Genomic DNA, 19,142 nt, shown 5'->3' with positions numbered 1-19,142 from the left:
GGCCACCGCCGCGCCCGCCACCGCCGCGCCCGCCGCCGCCGCGCCCGCCGCCGCCCTGCCTGCCACCGCCGTGCCTGATCATTTTGTTGCCGCCACCGCCGCCGCTACGAATTCCACCTCCCATGCTCCTCGCACCGCGGTTGGAGGAAATTTGCTGACGTTTTCCGGAGCTGACGTTGCCAAGACCCGAAGGATTCCTCGGCCTGTTGTCCACTCTCGCTGCCGGCCTCGGCTTGCCAACCGGGCGATCGATCCTCCCTGACGCCTTGGCTGCAGGGCGATCATTCTTTCGTGCCCCGGCAATCTGATTGTTGTTGGTTGGCTTTTTGAAATCCTGCCTCGACGCCGGGGGGCGGTTTTTCAAGCCCTCTCTGATTTCGCGTTGGCGGACGTCCTTCACCTTGCCGGACTTTCCGGCAAGCGTGCTCGCTCGGTCCCTTTTTAGATCGGACGCCTTGTTGCGCATATTGTTGCGATCGTCGGACTTGACCCGATTGCTGATCTTCGATTTGTCGATGTTGGCGAATTGGTTCTTGTCGAAATTTATTTTCGAACGGTCGACGTTTTTCCAGTCGACGTCGTTGAAATTGACCTTGCCGTTTCTGTTGTTGAAGCAATCGTTGCAGTCGATATCGATATCGTTGCCGTTCCAGCGGCCTCCTGACACACCCCAGTCATCCCAATCCACTGCCGCTGCCCAGACGGCGCCTGTCACGAAGGCCGCGAAATAGGGCGCAGTGGGGTAATAATAACTTGGGTAGGAGTCTGGATAATAGGAGATCGGAGCGACCGGATAGTCGGTGGTATAGAGCATTTGCGGCTCATACCGTGGAACATAGATCGTGTCTGCGCTCGCGGACTGGATGACGACATTGTCGTTCTCCTCGACAACCTTGATCTTGTCATCCGACTTGATCACGCCTTTGGCGACAGCCGTGTCGCGCAACTGCTGAATGGCGACCAGAACGTCTTTTTGCTGATACGTCAGTGCGTCGCCAAGCGCCTGGGTCCACTCCAGATCGTCGTTCATCATTTTGACGATGTCGGGATAGTTGAGCAGTGAGATGACGCTGCCGTCCCAGCTTTCCTTCGGTTTCAGGCCTGGCTTCTTGGCGACCTGATCCAAAAACCGGTTCGCCTCCACGATCTGCAATGGATAAAGCGACGCTTCGGAAATCACCGCGACAAGTTCATCGGGATAGAGCGCTATTCGCGCTACCAGAACTTCGAGTTCATCCTCGTCGAGCGGTTCGGGCGCCGGGGTAGCCGCTGCGCTGGCTGTAGCAGCGGCTTGATCCTGAGCAATCGCGAAAGAGGGTGGACCCGAGCAGATCAAGAACGTCAGTATGGCCACAGTCCCAACAGGCCAACGCGGAAACTTGATCTCCATTGCCGTCCCTCCAAGGTATGTGAACCTGGTTGTCAGCGATGTTCTGTCGCCGAGTCCGGGCGAGTGATCATGCCTTGGCGTTATGTTGGCGCATTACCTGCCGAGGGGCAATGTAAGTAACTGTATGCTACGTGTGCGACCCTTCACTTGTGAACCTCGCTGGTTAGCGCATCGGGGCGCGAGCCTGCGGAGCGGTGCCCCTTGGCGCAAAGAGGGCAGAAGCCAAGCAAAGCCAAGCCTTTGATAAGATGGCGGCGTTCCATTTCTCCTCCATCAGATCGATTGCAATCGGCAGCGCGCTCGTCACGGTCTGCTCGAACAATCCTTCAGTGGCCACCCAGCACGAGAGTCTGGACGGGCAGCATCAATGCCTGAATCCGAAGAATCATGGCATGCACAAGCCCTACGGTGTCCACCACATGCAGGAACACCCATTTGAGCGTGCCGATGTCCTTTGCCGCGAGCGCGTCGTGATTGTTGGTGTATGCGTTTGCGATGCAGCTGCTGCCCGGCGGCAAGCCGTCGAGCTCCCCCGGATAGAGCGGTTCGAGGAAGACCGTGAGGGTTCCGCCCTGCGCCAGCTGCTGAACATCGATGAGCTGATCTGTCGGCCGCAATTGTCCCGCCGCGATGACATCCTGTACCTGGGTCACGACCAGGGGAAGGATCGTAAACGGCTTGCCGATGCATGTGGCCTCGGCAATCATCCCCTCTTTCATCACCTGCGCCTCGATCTGGCCAAAGCCGGCAATCAGAACACCACGTCCGGCGCCCTCGGGGACCAGGATGCCGGCGGGCCGTATCATGGTGTTTACGATGTCCCCGGGTCGAAGCGTGAACTGCTGGACGGTCCCCGCGACGCCAGCCCGAACCAGGGTCTTGTCCAAATCGACCTGTGCCTGCGCAAGCGCTGCCAGCGCGCTGGCCTTCTGGGCGGGCAGCAGCGAGCTGATCTTCGTTTCGATGGTCCGCTTGCTTGCGACGGCGGCATCAATACCACCCTTGCGACCATCCACGGCGTTTTGCAGCCGCTCGACCTCCCGAATCGAAACGACGTCCTTTTTCACCAGCTGCTGCTTCATTTCCAGTTCGTCCAGGGCCTGCTGGTAGGCGCTTTGCGCCTGCTGGATGAGCCCATCCGCCGCTGCAAGGTCCGTTTGCGCAACCGTGGCCTCGGCGTCGGTTTCGGCTATCTGGCGCTTTGCCGTCTCCACCGCCGCTTCCTGCGCGGAACTGTCAAGCCGAAAGAGCGGATCACCGGCCTTGACCTTTGCATTTACGCCGACGAACACCTCGGCAACCCGGCCCACGGTATCAGGAAGGATGGTGACGGTGCGGAATATCGCGGAGACGTTTTTCGTCGAAGGATGATAATAGAAAATGAGGGTGATCAACGAAACGGTCAGCACCAGGCACGCCGTGATGCCCCAGCGCAGCTCGTACCACATCGAATAGAGGTTGATCTCGCGCCCGATACGCTTGCCTTGCACATAACGGCGGAAAAGATAGTCCGGAAAGACCGTGAGCAACGAACAGAGAATTAGCTCAAACATGGCTCGGAGCACCCACGCGCGCGATGTCGATTTTCTGCTCGGGACCAGGCTGCACTATCGCCTGCTCCTCAGCCTGCTCCTCAGCCTGCTCCTCCGCCTGCTCCTCGGCGGCGGGATCGCGTCCGGACAGTTTCTCGAGTGAGCGTGCAATCGAAGACATCGGCGTCTTGAAATCCGGCAGATCGATGAACGCCAGCAACAGACCCGCGATCCAGAAGAGATGGTTGTGGGTAAAAAGCGAGATCAGACAAAGGACAGCCACAATCTCCATTTGCACTTTTTTCGACCCATGCGCCATTCGTTCCGGAAGGGCATGGAGTTGAAAGTACAAATTGCCTATGATGAGGATCATTGCCAAAATCAGGACGACGACCACATTGAACAGCCAGTCGGTCTGGCCAGGCGCAGTGACGAAGATCGGCAAATGCTCGATCGCCGCAGGATGTATCGTGTCCGCCATTTCGGCTCTCCCACAAAGACTCTCACGGCCAGCCCAGCCAAACTACCATTCTCCAGATTGCCTGTCGATGGTTTGGAGGAACGGGTAGTGGGTCAGTTTGAAATTTCAGTAGTTGTTGAGCGAAACAGCACGGTTCCGTCTTCGGTCGCAATCTCGCGCACCGACGAGCAGCGCCTGGATCACTGCCACGCCGACAACGCCTACTGCCACGCCGCGGATCGTGGCGGCGGTCAGCGTAACCAGGTGAGCCCCGCGTGCCGTGCTGCCGGAGACCCGCCGTCAGTCCCCCAAGCTGAGCAGTGTCGATGGATCGGCCGTTACCGGTGGCGCGAAGAAGGTCAGCCGCACTGCTTCCATAAGCAGTTGCGGCGGGGCCATCTCGCCTGCCAGTTCGACGATGCGCCCTTGCAGCTCCTTCATCCTGTCCGGGTTCGCGGCGGCGAGATCGTGAGCTTCGGATTTGTCGTCGGCGAGGTTGAAAAGCTCCGCCTTCGGCGGCAGTGAGGCCTTCCACACAAGCTTCCAGTCGCCTTTGCGAACGGCTCCGGCCAGAGGATCGACGTTGTAGACCACTTCGGCGCGGGGAGACGGCTTTCCTTCGCTCAGGGCGTCCCAGACATTCATGCCGTCCAGTGGCTTGTTCTTCTCCAGCTTGGCTTCGGCGACGGCGGCAAGCGTGGGATACATGTCCGTAACGTGGACCATGCCGTCGACAACGCCCGGCTTGATCTTGCCCGGCCAGTTGGCGAAGGCGGCGACCCTGGTGCCACCCTCGTAGAGTGTGCCCTTGCCGCCACGATAAGGTCCGTTGCTGGCGGGCAGTGTGCCCCCGACTTTCGAATCGCCAGCAAACAGCGAGTCTTTCACGCCACCATTGTCGCTGTGGAAGACGATGATGGTGTTGTCGCGCATGCCTTTCTTTTCGAGCGCCGCAACCACCTTGCCGACGCCGTCGTCCATCACCGAGATCATCGCTGCATATTTGCGCCGGTTCTCGTCTGCGATGCCCTTGAAGCGGTCGAGATACTCCTGCGGCGCCTGGAAGGGCGTGTGCGGCGCGGTGAAGGCCAGGTAGAGGAATAGCGGGCTCTTGCCCTCGTGGCGCTCGACAACTCGCACGGCCTCATTGCCGAACAGCGTGTTGTCGAAGCCGGTTTCGTTGAGCGGCTTGTTGTTGCGATACCAGTCCTTCACGCCGTGGGAGGAATGCTTGAAGTGGTCGATCTCTCCGACCAGCGCGCCGTAGAAATAGTCGAAGCCGCGCTGCCGCGGCCAGAACTCTGGCTTGGCATGGCCGAGATGCCATTTGCCGACCATGGCCGTCTTGTAGCCGGCGTCTTTCAGGACCTGCGGCAAGAGGTACTCGTCGACCGGAAGCCCGTAGGTGCCCGCTGCCGGTATGACGCCCGTCTGTAGTCCGTATCGCAGAGGATAGCGGCCGGTCATTAATGCCGCGCGCGTTGGCGTGCACATAGGCAGGGCGTAGAACTGGTCGAAGCGAGCGCCGCCCTCGGCGAGCTTGTCGAGGTTCGGCGTCTTGATATCGGAACCGTTGAAGCCGGCATCCCCCCAGCCCATGTCGTCAGCGACGACATAGACGATGTTGGGGAGCGCCGGCTGGGCGGCCGCAGGCTGAACCCCGGCAAGCCCGGCGAGCACGCCCGACAGGCCAACCGGTGTAGCCAGTCGCGACGCCGCAACCGCCGTGCCGGCCATCAATGCGTCTCGCCGCGTGATTTTGTTGCTGATGCCGGCTTCAGCCGGGAAGTCTCGATCGTTGCTCATGTTTTGCCCCTGCTCTGCTAAACCAAATCATGCGTTCAAAACCCTGCGCGCCAAATATGCTGGCGCCGATCATTTCCCCGGTACCCAAAGCGGCAGGGCAGCGGTCAGGACGCGCCACACTGCAGCATAGCCCCGACAGGCCGTTGGATGTCCTAAGCGCACTTGTCCGATTGGGTCTTCTCTATCCATAGTCCCCACCAGCCCTGCGTGGGCATCGATCTCGCGGGACTTAATCATAAGCTACGTCTAATATAATGTGCAGCTATCCATTTGGCGCAAGATCGTGACGGGTCGCGCGAAACCGCCTGCGCGGGGGACCACGCCGCACAGTTGAATGCTGATCATCGACCGACTGGGCGTGGGCAGGAAAGCTGGCGCCGCGACATAACCTCCCGAACGTCGAGGGGAAAACGGTGGCCCGCACCTGAACTCAGACATTCGAATTCGACTAAAGGCAATCAAACCGGCTCAACAGATTTCACGTTGCCGTCGGTGTCCACGAGGCAGCTTGTCTTCTTGCCGCCGGCATCGAGCTCGACCTGATAAGTTTTGGAATCGATCTTGCTCGAGGAGATCGGAAGTATCTTGGCGCTGTTGACGCCGCTCGACTTGGCGACCGCGTTGGCGCAAAGAAGCTGCAGATCCGCCGGAGCCGTCTCAACCTGCGTCCTCGACATCTGCTCCGGAGCAGGCGGCGGCGTGCTGACGCAAGCGCTCAAGCTCTGCGTAATGAATCCAAGAGCTACAACCAGGATCGATCTTCTCACTGCACGTTTTTCCGACATTGCTTGGCCCTCTCCGAATGCCGCTTCAAACGCCCTTGTAAAGGGCCGCCCCCTGCATCAGAACGATGACCTTGGCTCCGACCTTGACGCGGGACGCCAAGTCGGTGATGTCGTCGTTCCGCATCCGGATGCACCCTGATGACACGTCGAGCCCGATCGTCCAGGGCTCCGGCGTACCGTGTATCCGGTAGATCGTGTCCTGATCGCCCTCGTAGAGATAGAGTGCCCTGGCGCCGAGCGGATTGTCGGGACCTCCCGGCATGCCTGCCGCATATTTGACCGCGTTCGGATCCCGAGCGACCATTTCGACCGGGGGCGTCCAGGTCGGCCATTCCGCCATGCGGCCGACGCGCACGATACCGGCCCATCCAAAGCCTTCCCGGCCGACGCCGATGCCGTACCGCATGGCCTGCTGACCCGGCTGCACAAGATAGAGAAAATGCTTGTTGCCATCGATGATGATCGTACCGGGCACCTCAGCGGTGCGGAATTGGACCATCTGCGGGCGAAATGCCTCGGGCACCTCCTTGTGGGCTGCGTAGTATTTTCGCGCTTTCTTCTTGTCGTAGTCGACCCACTTATGTGTCTGCGGATCGAACACCTGCGTCTGAGCGGCATACGCCAGTGTCGCGCCGATCGCGGTCATGACAAGCGCGGCGCCGAGAACGAGGCAGCGGACAGCCAATCTGCGATCATTGCTTTTCGAAGTGACGGACCGGTTTGCGAGCGAAAAGGTCATGGTCGTCCCTGCCTCTACTTCGACCAGGCGCTAAGCCGGTCTTGATGCTTTGCAACCCAGGCCTGCGCGTACTTGGCGGGATCTTGCCGATCGACCTGCAATGCGTAGCTCATTTCGGTGACCTCGTCTGAGCTGAAGTCGACATGAGAGAGGAAGGCCGCCACTTTCGGCAGGCGCTTGGCCATCGATGAGGCAAACCCGATGTAGAAATGGGATGCGTCCCACGCCACCGGCGCCTCAGATTTTGTAAGCCAGTCAGGGTCGTCGCTCGGCATCACGATGTGCCACTTGGCCGGATCGTATTTCGGTTCGGTCAACTGGACGATGTCATGGAGCTTGAACATATGGTGCGGACTGTAGCAGTAGAATACCATCGGTTGCCCCGTTGCCGCGGCCGCATCGACTGCGGCCATTGCCATGTCTTCCGGCATCTGAAGGAGCGTCATCGTTTTTTCATAGCCGTAGCTCTTGGCCCGGATCTTCTCGATGCTCGTCGACGACCAGCCCAACGCGCCAATCCACATTTCGCCCTTGCCGTCGCCGTCGGTATCGAACACGGCCGCTTTTTTGGGATCGGCCAGATCTGAAATGTCCTTGACGCCATATTTGTCAGCCGTCTCGCGCGTCACGCAGATGCCCTGCGTAGCCGACACACCCCTGGGACTGAGGTCCACGGTCTTGCGCCCGTCGACGTATTTCTTGACGAGGGAATCGAGATTGGGAAGCCAGACTTCCGGATAGACGTCGACCTCCCCGGTATCCATCCCGGCGAATGCGGTCATGGAGCCCATCTCGCGTACGTCGGCGTCCAGATTGAGTTTTTCCTTCAATCCGTACTTGATGATATTGGCCGCGGCCTGGCCCGATGGCCAGTTCGGCATTGCAATGAGGAGGTCAGCCGCAAGGGACCGGCCATGCACCGCCAGCATCGTCAGTGCCGCCAGCGACACTTTCAGCAGATGTCGCCGAAATCGACTGTCCATTTTTCCCTCCCCGCGGACCTGACATGAACCGCAGCGGCAACGGGAGGACTCCCGATCCGCCACGCAACCGGCACACCACCGCCGGAACCGCTTTTGTCTGCCAGCCGGCTTTCCATCCCGTTGATTGGTTCGTCTTCTCCCGAGACTACCGGATGGAGCCGGGAGCGGAACGTAAGTTACGTGGAGGGCGGGGTAACTTTTTGACTACGAGGCCGTTCAAACGGCTCGCATCGGCGGCTTAATCTTAAACTGTGCCGATCACATGGAAATCAGTCGAAGGGCGGCGCCCTGCCCATGACGATCGATCGCTAGTAACAATTACCGGAATCGGCTTCCCTGGGCGAACATCGGCGATAGTATCTGTCTGAGTGATACCCATCGCCGTAGTATCGGTCGTGGTAATACGGATCGCCATAGTACGGATCGACATCATACCGATCGACATAATACGGATCGCCGTAGTACGGACCCCCGTAATAGTCACCGCCTCCGTAGTACCCGCCGTAGTAGCCGTTGCTGTTGGCAATCATGCTGCCGAGCAGCGCGCCGGCGACAAATGCGCCGCCCGGGGCCCAGAAGTCGTTGTGCCGGTGGTAGTGGCGGTAGCCGCGATAACCCCTGTACCAGCCGTCCCGAATTTGGATGACATCTGACTGAGCGCTTTGTGCCCTGGGCACGAAGACCGGCGCGGCATCAACTGGAACAGAACTCGCAAGTACAAAAGTTGCGACGAGGGAGGTCGCTATGCCTGACGGGACTCTCATGATCGCGTCCTCGCTGGTGGCAATGTTTACCGTGTGCGAAACGTCGTCATTAGCCGAAACGAAACGTCGTCGATGCAAATTTGTTCCAGACACCTGCAAATTGCCTGAAGCGGCTCCGAACGTTTGACCGCCGGCTAATTCCGGAATTCCATCGGGACGGCAGTGGTCGCTCGATCTCTCGATGTCCCGGACGTTTCCATAGTGGTCCCGAACTGCGAACGAGGGGGTGTCGTTCGGGCGCGCCTGAAAGGGGCCCACAAGGCGATCCCCACCCCCGCCAGCCGATGGACCGGGGAGCGGCCGCCCCCGGCCGCGGCGATCTCGAAACCTGGCGTTCTGCGTTAAGACTGTGTCTGCTGGCAGCAGCCAATGGCCGAGATGGGTGGGAATTTTGCCTGGCGGGCGGTCAGTGCTTCAGGCATTTCCGGCCCACTGCCATTGCTTTGAACGTCCCCTTCAGATCGACGACAAAGGCCCCCTTGGTTTCCGGAAATACGGTCATCTTATATTTCTTCGCCACGTCGCGCTTGAACTTCGGATCGTCGGTCAAGATGTAGCCGCCAGAATATCCGCCCTTGAGTTCGCCGCTCGTGCTGGTGGCCACACCCTTATAGAGATGGCCGTCGATGGAGACAAAGATGTCCGACTTGGTACCGTTCTTAAGACCGATATCCACCTTCGTGAACACGCCAAGATACCCGACCTCCTGATTTGCGGTAACGCCCATTTGTACTGAACTTGGCCCATCTTGGCGCACGATCAAGCAATCTCCGCGCGTTTGATTTGTATAGATCGTCCAGCCCTCGACGTCGTCCCCGTATCGGACAAGCACATCGCTGGCCTTGGGAAGCGGATTTTGTGTTTGTGCGTATGCCGCCGTCGCAGACGAAAGTGCTACTGCCGCGATAAGTGTCGTGAAGATTCGCATGGTCTTGCCTTCCCTTGTTTGCCGTTCTTGCTCATGAATGTCCGTTTTTGTGGATCGTCACTGCCTGCTCATCCTGGGCGTTGCTCGGAGGTCATTTCACCAGTTCGATCTCCCCTCGGCCACCCCCTCGCTTCGAACCACGGGTCGCGCCGTAGACGCGCAGCATCGGCTTCCAACCTTTGCCGGGTGATGGTCTCAACCCCAGTCCGCCACCTCGCACCGTTTGGTCGCTCGCGTTCTCCCGTCTGGCGACGCGCTCGCCGCACTGAAAGGGGACGCCGAGCCCCTTGTGCCTCCACTCGCGCGGAGGCTGGTTAGCCGGCTGGCGTGTACCAGATCGGCGATGTGTAGGCTCGTTCCTGCGTGGTCATGGTCACATCCGGCGACATCTTGATGCCAAAGTATTTCGCGTCATAGGCGGGCCAGCGCGGCGTCGGGATCTCAATCACGCGGCCATAGTAGAAAGCCCGCTGGGACGGATCGAAATTGGGGTCCTTCCATACGGCACTGAGCTCTGGCGCTCCGATCGTGTTGGTCCATGTGGCATTGGCTACGTCGACCGTGTCGCCAACCGGCGGCAGCTTGCCGTCGGTGCCCGGCTTGCGGTCGCCAGACCAGGCGACATCGTAGACCTGTTCATGCACCTCGCCGGCGGCGTCCAGCCAACCTTTGACGATCTGATAGCGGTCGAGATTGGCGCCGATCGGATCCTTCAATGCGGCAACCAGGAAGGTCGGCACCTTGCCCGCGGGCGCCTGCTTGAGGTCACCGCCCATCGGCACGCCCTTGGTGTAACCGGCGATGGCCGGGCTACGGGTATTGGCGTCGGCTTCGACGAAATCAAAGCCGCCGAAGAACCTAACTGCCATCCGCGGCCCGGTCGTGGCATACGTCTCGCGCCGTTTCATGGCGTCGAAGATCGATGCGCGTGTGTTCTCCTGCGCCCAGACTGCGGCATAGCCCGATGCAGTCGTCTCCCAGCCCAGGATCTTGAGCCCGAGCTTGGGGTTTGCCATGAACGGGTGCGACCAGCGTTCCGGGTTCGGCTCGCCGGTCGATATCTTCCCGAAGAAATTGTCGTCGTCGGCGGTGGAGAGACCCGTGTGCGAATCCGTGCTGCCGACGAGGCCGAATTTGTAGGGATTGACCCCGAGCTTGGCTTCCAGCTTCAGCCCGTTCTTGAGCGCCGAGCGCGTATACTCGAACTCCAGCATGTCCGGTGTCTTCTTGACGCTGAGGTCAAGATTGCCCTTGTCCCATTTCTCGAAATTGGCGAATTCGTCATTGGGAGAAAGGAAGGGGTGGCTTTCGCCGTCGCCCTTCATCTGGGTGGTCTCGTAAAGCACCTCCCACTGGGCGCGCTGCTCGGCGTATTCGCGATCGATCTCCCTGCCCGTGACCGGCTCGATGATCGGGAACATCTCGCCATTGCTCAGATTGCCATTGTGGGCGATGGCAAGCACATCGCCGCCGGTCTTGTCCTGATAGTTCCGCAGCCATTTCCACAGGTCGCGCGGGTTGTTGCTGCCGACGGGCGGTTGCGTCGTGTATGGCTCGACGAGACCGGCCTTTTCGGCACCATCGCGGAAGATGACGTTGCGGTGGAGATTGTTGCCCTTGGACAGCGACGTCCATTCAAATCCGATGAAAGCGGTAAAGCGCCCCGGATCGTTGGCTTCCTCGGCTGCCGAGATGATGCTCTGCCACACCGACCGATAGGCGGGGTTGCCCGGCTGGTAGATGATGTCAGGCGGAAATTTACCTTGCGAAAAGGTCATGACGATGGACCACGCCGCCTCCCCGGCGTGCCCCGACTGTATCATGTCATACCACTCGCGGGCCTGCGCGTTCTGCAGGATCTCCGGCTTTCCGGCCATGAAATCGGTGAACCATCCCATATTGTCCGAGTGATCCGCGACGACCAGGAAGTCGAGCGGACGCGACAGTCTGGCCGGCTGACCTGTCGAGGAAATGACCTCCTCGCCCTTCGCAAATTTGTAGGCCTCGCGCGGTCCCAGCCTGGCGCCGGCCGCTCCAGCGTCGAAGGACAGGGCCGTGTGCAAATGCGTGTCGCCAAACAGCGGCCGCGTCGGGAAATTGCGTCCGGCATAAGGCGAGTAGGGCCGGGGCTTGATGGCTTGCCCCCCTTCCTCGACGGTATAGGTGCCGGCATCCTGAGCCCACGCCACGGAGCCTGCGCAGACGGCAAGCAATACAAGACTTGTAATTGTCAGCGGTCTCCGGATCATTGTCTCCCCCCCTCATGGAATGAAATCTCGGTGTGGTCAGGTGTGCGTCTGAGTTCGGCCGGCGCGATGCCAACCGGGTGCGATTGCACCGGAGCGAAATGGGGTGAGCCGGCCGCCGTGCGTACTGGCGGAACGACCGGCTTCTGAGATAATTCGACAGCACCGTCGGTTGCGCCGACATCCGAATAACTGAGCAGGAATTGGGCGATCTGCGACGCCGGCCCATAGAGACGCGCCACGCCGCGCTCGACAGCCTGGCCGAAGGTCAACCGCCGCGCGGCGATTTCGGCGATCACGGCTTCGCCGGCAACGATGACCAGATCCCCGGGCTGCGCCCCCGAGACATGAACCGTTGTGCGCAAGCCGTCAGGACCCTGATCGAACCGCGTCCACAGCATCGGCTCAACGACGACCAGAGAGACCGAAGCCTGGGAGGGGACCGGCGACGCCGAGCGGAGCATGTCGCCGAATTGCTCCAGCGCCGTTGCCGTCAGCTTAAATCTGTGTCCGAACAGATCTGGTCCGGTCTGATCGAAGTTCGCGAGCGGCAGCCGTCCCGCCGCCACTTCCCTCGATATCGCGCCGACGACGTAGAGTGAATTCGGATAGAGCCAATTCAGGAAGCCCTGCGACACCGTCTGCGGACTATCATAGCCGCACGTGCGTCCTTCGGAGACCGGAGCAGCAGCCATCAAAGACGCGGCAAGCGCCACAGTGGTTGCGCGTGCAGGTTTCCGGCCCCTCAGGCAAGGTCGGCGCGGCAGTCTTGCGGCGGGTCCCATTTGCTCCTCCTACAACATCGCGTCCAGCCGCTGGACGCTCCAGAATGCCGCGATGATCCCGATGGCATAGGCCGACGCGACGATCGCCTGCCGCGGGATCAGGACGAACCGCATCACCGAATAAACCGCGGTCAGCAAGACGGCGATGAAGGCCAGTTGCCCGAGCTCGACGCCGACATTGAAGGCAAGCAGCGCCAGCGGAATGTCGCCCTGCGGCAGGCCGAGCTCGACCAGCGCGCCGGCAAAGCCGAAGCCGTGCAGCAGGCCGAAAACGAAGGCCACCATCCACGGCTTCACAATGGCCAGGCTGAGCTGCCCGCGTTCCATCCGCACAACCTCGGCAGCGACCATGACTATGCTGATGGCGATCATCGCCTCCACCAGCCGCGACGGCAGCGTCAGCCATCCAAGGGTGGCGCAGCTCAAGGTGATTGAGTGAGCAGCGGTGAAGGCGGTGATCGCTTTCACCAGCTTGCGCCAGTCTCGCACGATCAGCATCAGCCCGGTGACGAACAGCAGATGGTCGAAGCCGAAGGCGATGTGCTCGATGCCGTGACGGACGTAGGCGACGAACACCGCCCAGGCGCTCTGCGACGCCGGGATGACTGCCGACGGCTCGCTAGGGGTAAGTCGCGCCGTCCAGCTGTTGCCGTTAGCGAACACCACGTGGACCAGCGCGTCGGTCATGCTGTTCTGCAACCCGTCGATCACAACGTTCTGGCCTGGGAGCGGCTCCAGCGTGCGCATGCGCCAGGTCTGCACCATGGCATCCCCGGTCGGATGCGAGATGATCGGCGTCACCGTCTCGATCTTGCCGGAAAAGAGTGCCGACAGCGCCAGTCGCGCATTGCCCTGCATCGGCGTTTTGAACAGGACGCTGAACTCGTTCGGCGCCTCCTCCTTCAAGCTGAGATAGGCGGGGCGCACCTCGTGGGAGTAGGCAGCTTCGCAGGACAGCGCAGCAATGGCTGCCGTCAGCAGGACCAGTCGAACGCACTCCAACGCGGAGCGGGCCCCCCGCACGAACTCAGGCCACTTGGCCAGCCGTCTCATTGTGCGGCCACATTCGTTGCAGGCCCTGACCCCAGTGCCGCTTTCGTACTGTCGTCAAGCTCTACGCCGTACTTGTTGCGCAGCTCGACCAGATACTCTTTGCTCAGTTCGGTCTGCTTCGCGGAGCGCCACTCGGCTAGCACGGCATCTTTCACGGTCTCGAAGGGCTTCGGCGCGGTCGCCGTGCGCTGCGTGACGAGGACCAGATGAAGGCCATAGCCGGATTTCACCGGACCGCGCCACCCGCCCGGTTCAACTGCAAACACCTCGCGCGCAAAATCGGCACCGAACATTCCGGACAGCGCCTGTTCGTCAGTATCGGCAAAGCTGTCGCCGAACAGCAGCCGGTCGCCCTCGATCGAGCCGTCCTCGACATTCGTTGTCAGCGCACCCAGCGCGGCGGCCGCGTCCGCCGCGGCGTCCTTGCGATGTTCCGGGTTGAAGTAGACCTGTCGGAACGACAGTTTTCCGGGCGTCTCGAAGTGTGCGGGGTTGGCGGCATAGAACTGCCGCAGTTCCGCTTCGGTTGGCTCGGCAAGCTGGGCCGTGTCCTCGACAAGGAATTTGAGCTTTTGCGCCAAGCGGCGGCGGATGATGGTGTCGTCCTTCTCGAGGCCCATCTCCTGCGCTTCGCGGGCCATCACCTTCTCATTCAGCAGATCGTCGACAAGACCCTTGAGTTCATCGGCGGTTGGCTCGCGCAGCCATTGGCTCGACCAGGTCTGCTTGAGCCACCGCACGTCGCCTTCGCCGATACGGACCGGCTCCGCGGCCGTTGTTTCGACATGCCTGTTATTCAGCCAGGAATAGCCGCCAAACAGGATCGCGCCGACGACGGCAAAATGCAGCAGAGGCTCCCTGAGCAACGTCATGCGCTTTCCTCCGCCCCGGCTACGGCAGCCATCTCGCTTGCGAGCATTTGTTCATGGATAGTAGGCCCCAAAGAGCTGGCGCCGGAATGTAAGTTACGTGGGGTAAGCATGTAATCGCGCTACTGGGCCGTCGTCGTTGCCGGACGCGAAAGCGTAGATGTGCCGGGCGAGCGCGGCATCTTGCGGACCTAGCGGAGTTTCGCTCGGAAGCCCCGCAGAAGCAGACCACCCCAGACGGCAAGAAGTGCGTGAAATGCAACCGTGGGCCACAGCATGACGCCGGTCATCTCTAGGACTGCGGCCGCGTAGACGAGGAGAATTGATACGGCAGTGTTGTAAATCAGAATGCCAATGAGCAATCCCAATAGTGAAGGATTTGACTCGTCTTTCCTCGCCATCCACCTTGCGACCCCTATGGCAAGCAACGCCGCGCCCGCAATGCGGCCGACAAAAAACGCGTCAACGCTGTAGCTTTCCAATCCAAGCAGGAGTGCGAACGGAACGGAGGGCAGCAAAAGAAGACCGAGACCTGTCGCCGCTTCGACCGCCGCGATTACAATCAAGAATAAATTTCGTGTCGCGCTCATTTGTTGACCTTGTCCATAACTAGGCCCGCCGATTGATGCTGGCAGTATCCGAGCGCACGACCCGCGACCGGTCGTTGCTTGGACGATCGTGTCGCCCAGGCCGACCTGCTGTCGGGCAGGTCTGGCTAGCGGCCATCCGCGCCCCAATCAGTTGATATGGACGACCACGTACTTCGACCCCGTGTGCTGATAATACTTCGCGCCGCAATGCCAGATTGTCGTCCCGTTGACCGAAGTCTTGACGCAACCGGCCGGTAGACTGGCTACGTAGACGCTGGTTCTGCGGATGGTTCGCCGGGTTGTGCGCCGCGCGACGCCCGCCGCACTGCCGGGCGTAAGAGGATGGCCAACGCGGGCCAGCGCTTGAGATGAAATCGATCCCTGTGTGACCACGGAGACCGCATCAACCTGTACGAAAGTGGCCAAAGCCAAGGCCAGGACGGCGCAGTTGCGGAATGTAAATTTCGTTGTCATCACTTCCTGCCTGTTGTCGTTGATGCAGATCCCGAATCTAGAAACGCATGATGAGTCCCATGATGGGTCCTTGCTGGACGACATCGAAGACGAAGCCGTCATTGCGGTAGTTGACGCCGAGCGCGCGGTAGCCGGCGACCGCCGAAAAGCGCTCGTTGAACCGGTAGCCCAGTGCGGCGGCGACATCCCAGTCGACATTGGCGCCGCCTGCACCAACCATGCCCCAGCCCGTCAGATAGACTTCAGGCGTGAGCGAGTAGTTCGCGCGAACGCCAACCAGCCCGTCCACCCAGGTCGCTCCGTCGCTGCCGGATACGCCGTCCAGGATACCGCCATGGAAGTCGAGGTCGGTGTCAACGGACCAGACCCTCATGGCGCCGACGAAATCGAGACGTCCGGCGTCACTCTGGAGGATCGAATAACCAGCGCCGACCAGCCCTGAAAATGTCTGTGACGAGACCTCGACACTGTTGGCGACGACGCCTCTCGGCGTGCCGCTTTCTCCCGATAGTTTCACATACATGAGGTCGCCGAAAATGCTGTAGCGGTCGTAGCGAGCCTCGGCGACGGCCATGGCCGCGAAGTCGAGATTCTTCAGGATGTCGCCAAAACTTGAGTCGACCTCGACAGTGGGCAGGCCAAACTGCGCAACGTCCCCCGAGATCCCGGCCGCCCAGAAATACGGCGCAACGGAGAACGTCCAGCCCTGCTCGGTCACGACTGGCTTTAGCTCCGGCGTCATGGGTGAGACCGCATCTGCGGCGCCGGCAGGATGGGCGAGCCAAAGGAAGGAAAGGACAGCCCAACCTAGGGCTTGTGTCCGATAGAAGGTCATCATGTCAGGGTCCCCTCCTGAGGTGTCCGTCGTTTGCGGATTTGTTTCTTGGGAGAACGAGAGTGCCCTACCGTGCGAAAACCGTCCATCGTCATGCATGGCGATTCATGGCTGTTCACCGTGCCGGCCACGGGTTGATACCCGATTTGCGGGCCGCATCGGTATTCAGCACTGCTGCTCCCACCTCTCCAACCAGGCGATCTATCAATTCTTGCCATTCGGCTCGTCTGGCCTCGCGCAATGCCGGCGGGGCCTGGTCGACCTTCGAAAGCGCTAACTCTGCATCCGCGAGTTCCTCGCAAATATCGCGAAAACTCTCGCTTCGGTCCATCAGCCGATGGATCGTCAATTCAAACTGGGGGTATCGGCGCACTGCCGCCGAGACCGCTCGGTGCCTGTCAGACGATCCGTCTCTTGTGCTCATGACGCCAGTTCATCGACCTGACGCGATCGTATTGCAAAGAAAGGGCCGCGGGAGGTAAGTTACGTGGATAAGCATGTAACCGAGCGACAACAAAAACCGGCGGTTGCAAGGGATCAAGTGAGGACATGGCGATCCAGGCGGAAACGCCGGCACCAAGGGAGCACGAGCCCCCTGTAGAGGCTTGTCGCGCCCAACTTGCCCTTATCCTCGACAGTGCGGACTTCGATGCCACCAGCCGCGAGCGCCGCTTCCTCAGCCATGTGGTGGAAGAGGCTTTGTCGGGACGAGGCGACCGTATCAAGGCCTATTCAATCGCCGTGGAAGTGTTTGGTCGCGGCGAGGCGTTCGACCCGCAGACGGATCCGATCGTTCGCATCGAGGCTGGCCACCTCAGGCGTGCTCTCGAGCGATACTATCTGACAGCCGGACATACAGACCCAATCCTGATCACGATTCCCAAGGGTGGTTATGTTCCTATCTTCTCGCTTCGTTCGCCGGCTTCGTTGGCGCAGCCGCGGGTGCCCATAGTTTCTCGATCAATCACCCACTCTCCGGTCGGGCGGATTGCGTTCCTGCTGCCGGCAGTGCTTGCAGCCATTCTTGCGGCTGGAGCATCGGTATTGGCGTGGTCGTGGGTGTCTGTCAGGTCAAGCGCGCCGGAAACGCCCCGCGTGCTTGTTGAGCCGTTTGAAGATCTGACCGGTACCGCCGCGGCGGCAGCCATTGCGAGCGGATTGAAGCAGGAGATTGTCAGCCAGCTTTCGAAGTTCAAGGATATTGTGGTCATGGAGTCGGCGCCTAACGACGGCGATGCGTCGACCTCGCCACCACGATTTGTCCTCGCCGGAAGTGTCAGCCTGTCGGTCGATACCTTTCTGCTTCGAGTGAGATTGATCAACCGACCCGACGGTTCGGTTCTGTGGGCAGACAGTTATAATGGGCGGATGAAAGTCGCGGACCTTGTCGGAGCTCAGGCAGACATCGCGCGGAATGTGTCGACGAGCTTGGCTCAAACCTATGGCGTCATCTTCCAGGCGGACGCCAATCTCCACGTCGACAATCCGCCCGAAGATTGGGCCGCATATTCCTGCACGCTGTCTTTCTATGCATATCGGGTCGAGCTCAGCCCCGACACCCGTGCATCCGTGCGTGCATGCCTCGAGAAGGCCGTACGGCGCTTCCCGAATTACGCCACCGCCTGGGGTCTTCTTTCGCTTGTCTACATCGATGACTATCGATTCGAGTTTCCCACCGACGCCACATCGTCCGCCGCCGTGCTGGAGCGCGCCCTGGCAGCCGCAAGGCAGGCGGTGGAAGTCGACCCCCTCAACTTACGAGGGCTTCAGGGAGAAATGCTTGCGCTCTATTTCAGCAAGGAAATAAACTTGGCATTGGGAGTGGGCAAACGGGGTTTGGCGATCAATCCCAACGATACCGAGTTCATGGGCGAATACGGACAGCGCCTGGCGGTCTCCGGAAATTGGCATGACGGCTGCGCGTTGATAACAGAGGCGCGCCAAAAAAATCCACGCTCGTTGGGCTACTATGAGGTGGATTTGGCTCTTTGCTCTTATTTCAGCGGCGATTATTCGCAGGCGGTTATGTGGATCAAGAAATCGCCCGTCCGATCGAACCCGATCTATCATATTGTTGCGGCTGCCGTTCTGAGCGAAGGAGGCTACAAGATCGAGGCTGATCGCGAGCGTGGCTGGCTGGAGCAAAATCAACCGGCTTGGACGAAGAACATGCGCCACGTGGTTGCGATGCGCTTGGCCCGTTCGCAAGACGTCGAAATCTTCATCCGTTCACTGAGGAAGGCCGGCTTCAACGTGGCGGATTGAGGGCAAATTCTGTGATGTTGGCAAGTACGGCACTCATGCAGTCGGAATGCCCGCTAGAGCAATTCCAGGAAAAGTGTGAAACGGTTTTCCGTCCGGAATTGCGTCAAAACAAAGAGTTGGAGCAGTTCGCCGTTTCCGTGAGACGGTGAACTGCTCTAGTGGCGCAATGCGGCCTTAGATCAACACCTGCCACGCCTGGCTCGCGATGTAGCTTGTGGCCGGCTCATAAGTCATCTCTCCCCCTGATCAGTCAAAACCCACGCCTCTGGCGGAGAGCGCGGGCCGACCAGGCGATGGAGTCCCGATCTTCGGCAGGATGTGGGTGAGACATCACCTGCCGCAACCACCAACTGTTAGCGACCTCTAATGTTCCGTCAAGCCAGTTCTGCGGCTTGCCGCACCCGCGATGGGATTGCCTCATGGCCCTGCAGCCAAGCGCAGGCGTGTTCCTCCCAGACATGCCTCTATTGACGTCCGCGCGACATCCGACGCGGCAACGCTTAAGCCCAAGGCTTCCGCGATCACACCATAGGCTAACGCGATGATGCAGTTCACAATACAACTACAAGCGGTCGATTCCTCCGGGATGTAGCCACTCCGAAAGCCCGCCGCGGGTCGCTCCCGTGGCGGGCTTTTCA

The 19,142-nt window shown here is 60.3% G+C and carries 18 protein-coding genes and 1 pseudogene; 1 reads left to right on the top strand and 18 read right to left on the bottom strand.

All coding sequences use genetic code 11. From position 1 onward, the window contains the following. The 18 genes and pseudogenes from AC1D2G_RS25460 to AC1D2G_RS25375 form a co-directional block, all read right to left on the bottom strand. Nucleotides 1–1,390: DUF3300 domain-containing protein (locus AC1D2G_RS25460; RefSeq protein ID WP_477417423.1), on the bottom strand; the 1,390-nt coding region annotated here is incomplete at its 3' end. Nucleotides 1,391–1,716: 326 nt separating this feature from the next. Then, nucleotides 1,717–2,943: an HlyD family secretion protein gene (locus tag AC1D2G_RS25455; protein WP_477417421.1), complete on the bottom strand. Its 1,227-nt coding sequence runs from the start codon at nt 2,941–2,943 to the stop codon at nt 1,717–1,719. Beyond that, nucleotides 2,936–3,403: a hypothetical protein gene (locus AC1D2G_RS25450; protein WP_477417419.1), complete on the bottom strand. Its 468-nt coding sequence runs from the start codon at nt 3,401–3,403 to the stop codon at nt 2,936–2,938. Before AC1D2G_RS25450 ends, AC1D2G_RS25455 begins: the two co-directional genes overlap by 8 nt. Nucleotides 3,404–3,562: 159 nt before the next feature. Next, nucleotides 3,563–3,676 (bottom strand): annotated as a pseudogene (locus AC1D2G_RS25445) (AI-2E family transporter); the annotation flags it as partial. 6 nt (nt 3,677–3,682) lie between these two features. Continuing rightward, the gene (locus AC1D2G_RS25440; protein WP_477417418.1) at nt 3,683–5,188 is read right to left on the bottom strand and encodes an arylsulfatase B; all 1,506 of its coding nucleotides are present in this window, start codon (nt 5,186–5,188) and stop codon (nt 3,683–3,685) included. 458 nt (nt 5,189–5,646) lie between these two features. Then, nucleotides 5,647–5,865: a hypothetical protein gene (locus AC1D2G_RS25435; protein WP_245331217.1), complete on the bottom strand. Its 219-nt coding sequence runs from the start codon at nt 5,863–5,865 to the stop codon at nt 5,647–5,649. A gap of 133 nt (nt 5,866–5,998) precedes the next feature. Then, the gene (locus AC1D2G_RS25430; RefSeq protein ID WP_477417416.1) at nt 5,999–6,712 is read right to left on the bottom strand and encodes a L,D-transpeptidase; all 714 of its coding nucleotides are present in this window, start codon (nt 6,710–6,712) and stop codon (nt 5,999–6,001) included. A gap of 14 nt (nt 6,713–6,726) precedes the next feature. Beyond that, nucleotides 6,727–7,695: an ABC transporter substrate-binding protein gene (locus tag AC1D2G_RS25425; RefSeq protein WP_477417429.1), complete on the bottom strand. Its 969-nt coding sequence runs from the start codon at nt 7,693–7,695 to the stop codon at nt 6,727–6,729. 308 nt (nt 7,696–8,003) lie between these two features. After that, nucleotides 8,004–8,717, bottom strand: a complete 714-nt coding sequence (locus AC1D2G_RS25420) for a hypothetical protein (RefSeq protein WP_477417415.1) — start codon at nt 8,715–8,717, stop codon at nt 8,004–8,006. Between the two features lie 148 nt (nt 8,718–8,865). Beyond that, nucleotides 8,866–9,387, bottom strand: coding sequence for a hypothetical protein (locus AC1D2G_RS25415; RefSeq protein WP_477399616.1), 522 nt, complete (start codon nt 9,385–9,387; stop codon nt 8,866–8,868). Between the two features lie 314 nt (nt 9,388–9,701). Further along, nucleotides 9,702–11,636, bottom strand: a complete 1,935-nt coding sequence (locus AC1D2G_RS25410; protein WP_477417414.1) for a DUF3604 domain-containing protein — start codon at nt 11,634–11,636, stop codon at nt 9,702–9,704. Continuing rightward, entirely contained in the window at nt 11,633–12,328 is a 696-nt protein-coding gene (locus AC1D2G_RS25405; RefSeq protein ID WP_477417412.1) for a hypothetical protein, read from the bottom strand. The genes AC1D2G_RS25410 and AC1D2G_RS25405 overlap by 4 nt, the downstream gene beginning before the upstream one ends. Before the next feature lie 99 nt (nt 12,329–12,427). Continuing rightward, nucleotides 12,428–13,471, bottom strand: coding sequence for a HupE/UreJ family protein (locus AC1D2G_RS25400; RefSeq protein ID WP_477417410.1), 1,044 nt, complete (start codon nt 13,469–13,471; stop codon nt 12,428–12,430). After that, nucleotides 13,468–14,343 (bottom strand): peptidyl-prolyl cis-trans isomerase, encoded by an 876-nt coding sequence (locus AC1D2G_RS25395; RefSeq protein WP_477417408.1) that lies wholly within the window; start codon nt 14,341–14,343, stop codon nt 13,468–13,470. The genes AC1D2G_RS25400 and AC1D2G_RS25395 overlap by 4 nt, the downstream gene beginning before the upstream one ends. A gap of 188 nt (nt 14,344–14,531) precedes the next feature. Beyond that, complete coding sequence (locus AC1D2G_RS25390) at nt 14,532–14,930, bottom strand: hypothetical protein (RefSeq protein WP_477417406.1); 399 nt, start codon at nt 14,928–14,930, stop codon at nt 14,532–14,534. A 147-nt stretch (nt 14,931–15,077) separates the two neighbouring features. After that, nucleotides 15,078–15,404 (bottom strand): hypothetical protein, encoded by a 327-nt coding sequence (locus tag AC1D2G_RS25385; RefSeq protein ID WP_477417404.1) that lies wholly within the window; start codon nt 15,402–15,404, stop codon nt 15,078–15,080. 37 nt (nt 15,405–15,441) lie between these two features. Continuing rightward, nucleotides 15,442–16,146, bottom strand: a complete 705-nt coding sequence (locus tag AC1D2G_RS25380) for a hypothetical protein (protein WP_477417402.1) — start codon at nt 16,144–16,146, stop codon at nt 15,442–15,444. Between the two features lie 208 nt (nt 16,147–16,354). Beyond that, on the bottom strand, nt 16,355–16,663 hold the full coding sequence (locus AC1D2G_RS25375; protein ID WP_095089195.1) for a hypothetical protein: 309 nt from the start codon (nt 16,661–16,663) through the stop codon (nt 16,355–16,357). A 125-nt stretch (nt 16,664–16,788) separates the two neighbouring features. Between AC1D2G_RS25375 and AC1D2G_RS25370 the strand changes: the two genes are divergently transcribed. Further along, nucleotides 16,789–18,504: a hypothetical protein gene (locus tag AC1D2G_RS25370; RefSeq protein ID WP_477417400.1), complete on the top strand. Its 1,716-nt coding sequence runs from the start codon at nt 16,789–16,791 to the stop codon at nt 18,502–18,504. The last annotated feature ends 638 nt before the right edge of the window (nt 18,505–19,142 follow it).

It is taken from the genome of Mesorhizobium sp. P2_C7 (assembly GCF_056404515.1).
This window is presented reverse-complemented; position numbering and strand designations above follow the sequence as displayed.

Excerpts from the sequence above, each read along its gene's own strand:
- AC1D2G_RS25415 (WP_477399616.1), bottom strand. The coding sequence starts at position 9,387 with ATGCGAATCTTCACGACACTTATCGCGGCAGTAGCACTTTCGTCTGCG.
- AC1D2G_RS25380 (WP_477417402.1), bottom strand. The coding sequence starts at position 16,146 with ATGACGCCGGAGCTAAAGCCAGTCGTGACCGAGCAGGGCTGGACGTTC.
- AC1D2G_RS25450 (WP_477417419.1), bottom strand. The coding sequence starts at position 3,403 with ATGGCGGACACGATACATCCTGCGGCGATCGAGCATTTGCCGATCTTC.
- AC1D2G_RS25385 (WP_477417404.1), bottom strand. The coding sequence starts at position 15,404 with ATGACAACGAAATTTACATTCCGCAACTGCGCCGTCCTGGCCTTGGCT.
- AC1D2G_RS25435 (WP_245331217.1), bottom strand. The coding sequence starts at position 5,865 with ATGTCGAGGACGCAGGTTGAGACGGCTCCGGCGGATCTGCAGCTTCTT.
- AC1D2G_RS25400 (WP_477417410.1), bottom strand. The coding sequence starts at position 13,471 with ATGAGACGGCTGGCCAAGTGGCCTGAGTTCGTGCGGGGGGCCCGCTCC.
- AC1D2G_RS25425 (WP_477417429.1), bottom strand. The coding sequence starts at position 7,695 with ATGGACAGTCGATTTCGGCGACATCTGCTGAAAGTGTCGCTGGCGGCA.
- AC1D2G_RS25440 (WP_477417418.1), bottom strand. The coding sequence starts at position 5,188 with ATGAGCAACGATCGAGACTTCCCGGCTGAAGCCGGCATCAGCAACAAA.
- AC1D2G_RS25390 (WP_477417406.1), bottom strand. The coding sequence starts at position 14,930 with ATGAGCGCGACACGAAATTTATTCTTGATTGTAATCGCGGCGGTCGAA.
- AC1D2G_RS25410 (WP_477417414.1), bottom strand. The coding sequence starts at position 11,636 with ATGATCCGGAGACCGCTGACAATTACAAGTCTTGTATTGCTTGCCGTC.
- AC1D2G_RS25370 (WP_477417400.1), top strand. The coding sequence starts at position 16,789 with ATGGCGATCCAGGCGGAAACGCCGGCACCAAGGGAGCACGAGCCCCCT.
- AC1D2G_RS25395 (WP_477417408.1), bottom strand. The coding sequence starts at position 14,343 with ATGACGTTGCTCAGGGAGCCTCTGCTGCATTTTGCCGTCGTCGGCGCG.
- AC1D2G_RS25455 (WP_477417421.1), bottom strand. The coding sequence starts at position 2,943 with ATGTTTGAGCTAATTCTCTGTTCGTTGCTCACGGTCTTTCCGGACTAT.
- AC1D2G_RS25405 (WP_477417412.1), bottom strand. The coding sequence starts at position 12,328 with ATGGCTGCTGCTCCGGTCTCCGAAGGACGCACGTGCGGCTATGATAGT.
- AC1D2G_RS25375 (WP_095089195.1), bottom strand. The coding sequence starts at position 16,663 with ATGAGCACAAGAGACGGATCGTCTGACAGGCACCGAGCGGTCTCGGCG.
- AC1D2G_RS25430 (WP_477417416.1), bottom strand. The coding sequence starts at position 6,712 with ATGACCTTTTCGCTCGCAAACCGGTCCGTCACTTCGAAAAGCAATGAT.